4 protein-coding genes and 1 pseudogene are annotated in these 5,516 nt (G+C 66.1%); 1 reads left to right on the top strand and 4 read right to left on the bottom strand.

Annotation, left to right across the window (positions count from 1 at the left end; translation table 11 throughout):
• The coding region (locus tag H6B15_RS14930; RefSeq protein ID WP_204648801.1) for a SpoIID/LytB domain-containing protein at window positions 1-859 on the top strand (859 nt) is incomplete at its 5' end.
• Window positions 860-861: 2 nt separating this feature from the next.
• On the opposite strand, the gene H6B15_RS14925 is transcribed toward H6B15_RS14930, so the two are convergent.
• From H6B15_RS14925 to H6B15_RS14910, 4 genes and pseudogenes are all read right to left on the bottom strand, one after another.
• Window positions 862-2,688: an ABC transporter ATP-binding protein gene (locus tag H6B15_RS14925; RefSeq protein WP_204648800.1), complete on the bottom strand. Its 1,827-nt coding sequence runs from the start codon at window positions 2,686-2,688 to the stop codon at window positions 862-864.
• Window positions 2,672-4,417, bottom strand: a complete 1,746-nt coding sequence (locus H6B15_RS14920) for an ABC transporter ATP-binding protein (protein ID WP_204648799.1) — start codon at window positions 4,415-4,417, stop codon at window positions 2,672-2,674. The genes H6B15_RS14925 and H6B15_RS14920 overlap by 17 nt, the downstream gene beginning before the upstream one ends.
• 13 nt (window positions 4,418-4,430) lie before the next feature.
• Window positions 4,431-4,853, bottom strand: coding sequence for a MarR family winged helix-turn-helix transcriptional regulator (locus H6B15_RS14915; RefSeq protein ID WP_204648798.1), 423 nt, complete (start codon window positions 4,851-4,853; stop codon window positions 4,431-4,433).
• 205 nt (window positions 4,854-5,058) lie between these two features.
• Window positions 5,059-5,516 (bottom strand): annotated as a pseudogene (locus tag H6B15_RS14910) (hypothetical protein); the annotation flags it as partial.

Here is a 5,516-nt window from a genome sequence, read left to right as displayed (position 1 = left end):
TGCCCCCACCCTGGACCCCCTCCTGGCCGATGCCCGGCAGGCGGTGCTGCTGTATGATGAGGCGGCGGGGCAGACGGTGTCGGTGAGTCCGGTGGCATACATGGCGGGGGCTGCGGCCAGCGAGATGCCCCTGACCTGGCCGGACGACGCCCTGCTGGCCCAGATGGTGGCCAGCCACACCTATGCCATGTACAGCCGGGACCACGGGGGCAGCGAGACCGAGGGCTGGCTGCATGTGAACAGCGCCCTGGCCAGCGGCTGGACCGACGAGGCGGCCCTGCGGGCCCGGTGGGGAGAGGAATTCGACGCCAACTGGGACCGGCTGACCTCTCTGGCCCGGGAGGTGGCGGACGCGGTGGTGCTGTACGACGGCGCCCCGGCCCTCACGGCCTACCACGCCATCAGCAGCGGCCACACCGAGGCCAGCCATCAGGTGTGGGCGGATGATCTGGCCTATCTGCGGGGGGTGGATTCCGCCTGGGACAAGTACAGCGACGAATACGAGGTCACCATCCAGTACAGCGATACCCAGTTCGCCGCGGCGGCGGCTTCTCTGGGCCTGACACTGGAGGGTGACCCCGCAGAATGGGTCGGTCCCAGCACCTGGGACACGGCCGGCTATGTGCAAAGTATCGAGATCGGCGGCCTTTCCTTTCCGGGCACGTCGGTGCGCACCGCCCTGGACCTGCGCAGCGCCTGCTTCGCCATTGCCTGGCGGGGCGGACAGTTCGTCATCACCACCCGGGGCTACGGCCATGGGGTGGGGCTGAGCCAGTACGGCGCCAAGGCCATGGCTGAAGGCGGGGCCAACTGGCGGCAGATCCTGGAATACTATTTCCCGGGGTGCACCGTGTCCTGAACTCAGGAAAGCTCGAACATGCCGTTGTACAGCTGGTAGTATTCCCCGTGCAGGGCCAGCAGTTCTTCGTGGTCGCCCCGCTCCACAATCCGCCCGTGCTCCAGCACCATGATGGCGTTGGCGTTGCGCACGGTGGAAAGGCGGTGGGCAATGACAAAGACGGTGCGCCCTTCCATCAGCCGGTCCATGCCCTTCTCGATGAGGGCCTCGGTGTGGGTGTCGATGGAGGAGGTGGCCTCGTCCAGAATCAGCACCGGCGGGTCGGCCACCGCCGCCCGGGCAATGGCCAGCAGCTGGCGCTGTCCCTGGCTCAGGTTGGCGCCGTCCCCGGTGATCATGGTGTCGTATCCCTGGGGCAGACGGCGGATGAAGGAATCGGCGTTGGCAATCTTCGCCGCCTGCTCGATCTCCGCCTGGGTGGCGTCCAGCTTGCCGAAGCGGATGTTGTCCGCCACCGTGCCGGTGAACAGATGGGTGTCCTGCAGCACCATGCCCAGGCTGTGGCGCAGATCATCCTTGCGGATGCGCCGCACGTCGATGCCGTCGTAGGTGATGCGGCCTTTGTTCACCTCGTAGAACCGGTTGATCAGGTTGGTGATGGTGGTTTTGCCCGCGCCGGTGGAGCCCACAAAGGCGATCTTCTGCCCCGGCTTGGCGTACAGGTTCAGGTCTTCCAGAATGGTCTGCCCCGGCTCGTAGCCGAAACTCACATCCTCGAACCGCACATCCCCCCGCAGGGGCACCAGGGGGGCGTCGGGCTTGGCGGAATCCCGCCAGGCCCAGCCGGTGCCGCCCTGGGGGCGCAGGTCCACCAGCTCCACCGTGCCTTCGTCGATTTCGGGCTTCTGGTCCATGGTGTCAAAGATGCGCTCGGCGCCGGCCATGGCGGCCAGCAGCAGGTTGCTCTGCTGGGTCAGCTGGTTGATGGGCATACTGGACTGGCGCACAAACACCAGATAGCTGGCCAGACTGCCCAGGTCGGTGTGGCCCAGCATGACCAGCACGCCGCCCACCACCGTGATGACCGCATAGTTCAGATACCCGATGCTGACCACAGCGGGAACCATGGTGCCCGCGTAGGTCTGGGCGCCGGTGCCGGCCTCCCGCAGCTTTTCGTTGCGGCGGATGAAGCCGTCCAGGTTGGCCTGCTCGTGGTTGAACACCTTGACCACCTTCTGGCCGGTGACCATCTCCTCAATGTAGGCGTCCAATTCGCCCAGGCTGGCCTGCTGCTGGCTGAAATAGGCCTGGCTGCGCCGGGTGCTGTACCGGATATACAGGAACATTCCCGCATATCCCACAAGCACCAGCAGCGAGAGCTGCCAGCTCAGCACAAACAGCAAAGTCAGGGTGCCCACCACCTGCACAAAGCTCTGGATCAGCATGGCAAAGCTGTTGTTCAGCGCGTCGGACAGGGTATCCACATCGTTGGTGAACAGGCTCATCAGGTTGCCCTTGCGCTGGGCGTCAAAGAAGGGCAGGGGCAGAGTCTGCAGATGGTCGAACAGGTCCCGGCGGATGTCGCTGAGCACCTTCTGGGCGGCGTTGACCATGATCTGGGTGTAGCCGAAGGAGGACAGGGCCCCGATGGCGTAGATGGCCGCGGCCACCGCCACCCCGGCCACCAGACCGGACAGGCTGCCGGTGGTGGTAATCTGGTTCACGATGGGCTTGATCATGTAGGTGCCCAGCAGGTTGGCGGCGGCGCTCATAGCCGCCAGAACCCCCACCAGCACCAGCAGCACCTTGTGCCGGCCCAGATACCGCCCGAACTGCTGCAACGTGCGCCGCAGGTTCTGCGGGCGCCGTCCGTTAAAGGGCTTGGCCATGGTCGACCCCTCCTTTCATCTGGGATGCGTAGATCTCCTGGTAGATTCCGTCGCGGGCCAGCAGGTCCTTGTGGGTGCCCACGGCGTGGATGGTGCCGTCCTTCATGATCACGATCATGTCCGCCTCCATCACCGAGGTGATGCGCTGGGCAATGATGATCTTGGTCACACCGGGCAAGGCGGTCAGGGCCTGGCGGATGCGGGCCTCGGTGGCGGTGTCCACCGCGCTGGTGGAATCGTCGAAAATCAGCACCTTGGGGTGCTTGAGCAGGGTGCGGGCAATGCACAGCCGCTGCTTCTGCCCGCCCGAAACGTTCACGCCGCCCTGGCCCAGGTCGGTGTCCAGCCCGGCGGGCATTCGCTCCAGAAACTCATCGGCACAGGCCTGGCGGCAGGCGGTCCACAGGGCTTCGTCGTCGGCGTCGGGGTTGCCCCAGCGCAGGTTGTCCCGGATGGTGCCGGAGAACAGCAGGTTTTTCTGCAATACGATGCCCACGGCGTCCCGCAAAGCGGCCAGGTCGTACCGGCGCACATCCTGCCCGCCCACCAGCACGGTGCCCTCGGTGGCGTCGTACAGGCGGGGGATCAGCTGCACCAGGGTGGTCTTGGCCGACCCGGTGCCCCCGATAATGCCCACCGTGGCCCCGGCGGGGATGGTCAGGTCAATGTCGGACAAAGCCGGCTTGCCGGTGCCCGCGGAATAGCGGAAGGTCACGTCCCGGAATTCCACCCGGCCGTCGGGCACGGTCATCACAGGGGCTTCCGGCTCGGTGAGGGCAGGGCGCTCCTCCAGCACCTCCCGGATGCGGTGGGCGCTGGCCAGGGAGCGGGTGAGTAGCAGAAAGACGTTGGAGATCATCATCACCGAGTTCATGACCTGGAGCACATAGCTCAGAAAGGCGGTGAGCTCGCCCACCGTCATGCCGCCCATCAGGATCATCCGGCCGCCGAACCACATGATGCAGACCACGGCGGTGTACATGACCACCTGGAAGGCCGGCTGGTTCAGCGCCGCGTGGCGGAAGGTGTCCACGCTGGTATCGGTCAGTTCCTTGTTCACGGCGTCGAAGGCTTCGTCTTCGTGTTCGCCCCGCACAAAGGCCTTGATGGCCCGGATGGCGGTCAGGCTTTCCTGGATGCGGCCGTTCAGATGGTCCACCGCCGTCTGCTGGCGCACGTACAGCGGCCCGATGCGGGTGACCAGAAAGGCCATGATGATGCCCAGCACCGGCGCCGCCACAAAGAAGACCAGGGACAGGCCGGGGTTGAGCAGGAAGGACATGCCCACCCCCATGAACAGCATGACCGGGCTGCGCACCAGCGGCCGCAGCCCGCCGGTGATGGCGTTCTGCATGACGGTCACGTCGGTGGTCATGCGGGTCACCAGGGAGGAGGTGGAAAACCGGTCCAGGTTGGAGAAGGCGAAGGACTGGACCTTGCGGTATTCGGCCAGGCGCAGCTCGGCGCCGAAGCCGTAGGCCGCCCGGGCGGCGTACCGGGCATACAGCAGCCCGGTGATCAGGGCCAGCAGGGCGCACAGCACCATCTTGCCGCCCTGGCTCAGCATGTAGGGCACATCCCGGTTGGCCACGCCCACGTCCACCAGACCGGTCATCAGCATGGGAATGCTCATCTCAAAGATGCACTCCACAAACACCAGCCCCACGGCCGCCGCCACCTGCCGGCGGTAAGGCCGCAGATGGGCAAACACATATTTCAGATCATCCATGGCGGGTCCTCCTTTACGGCCGTCCGCCTACGTTGCGGTAGGCACGTTCCAGAAAATCGCGCAGCTGCTGCTTTTCCCCTTCCGAAAATCCTTCCAGCATCTGCGTTTCAAAGTCAAGACAGCGCTCCTCCCAGGCCTGCAGGGCCCTGCGGCCCTGATCGGTCAGGTGAACTTCGCCTGTACGGCGGTCGGCCTTGCTGGGGCGGCGCTCCAGCAGCCCGCTGCGCTCCATGCCGTCCAGCAGGCGGCAGATGGCTGCCGGGTCCACGTCGCACCGGTCAGCCAGCTCCCGCTGGGAACAGGGCCCCCGGGCGGCCAGACACCGCAGCACCTTGGGCTGCCCGGTGGAAAGCCCCAGCTCGCCCAACGCGGGGCGCAGGGCGTTCTGCTGGCGGTGGGCGGTGCGGATCAGCAGCGTGTGAATGGGATAGGGCATACAAACACTCCCTTGCAGAGGGACGCGCCAAACCGTTGACGCGTCACTAATTGATATGTCAATGAATACAGTACTGTATTATACGCTTCCCGCCGCCGCTGTCAACCCCGGCCCGCGTATTACAGCCCGCAGACACAAAAAAACCGCCCCCGCGCTGGCTGCGCAGGGGCGGTTTTCAACCGTTACGGCTTATTTTGTGGAAAGATCAGCGGCGCTTGCGGCCACGGGGCAGCAGGAAGGCTGCACCCGCGCCCACAGCAACCACCAGGGCTGCCACGCCGCCGGCCACCAGCGGCCAGTTGGGGCCGCCGGTTTCCGCGGGCAGGGCAGATTCCACAGTGGCGGAATCCTGGGGTTCGGCGGTGGGCGCCGGGGTCGCGCTGGGCGCGGCGGTAGCGGTGGGCACCGGCGTGGCGGTGGGTTCCGGGGTGGCGGTGGCCGTGGGTTTGGCGGTGCCGCTCACCTGGGTTTTGCCGCCGGTGGTGGTCTTGTTGGGCGCCTTGGTGGCGGCCGGAGCCTGGGTGGCTGCGGGGGCTTTGGTGGCGGCAGGGGTGTCATCCGACTGCACCGTCACCACCTCCGGCGCCTTGGTGGCTTCGGGGGTCTTGGTTGCTTCGGGGGATTTGGTGGCCTCCGGGGTCTTGGTGGCCTCGGGGGCAGGCA

Origin of the sequence: Gemmiger formicilis, assembly GCF_016900095.1 — a bacterium.
In the GTDB taxonomy this organism is placed as follows: Bacteria; Bacillota; Clostridia; order Oscillospirales; family Ruminococcaceae; genus Gemmiger; species Gemmiger formicilis_A.
This window is presented reverse-complemented; position numbering and strand designations above follow the sequence as displayed.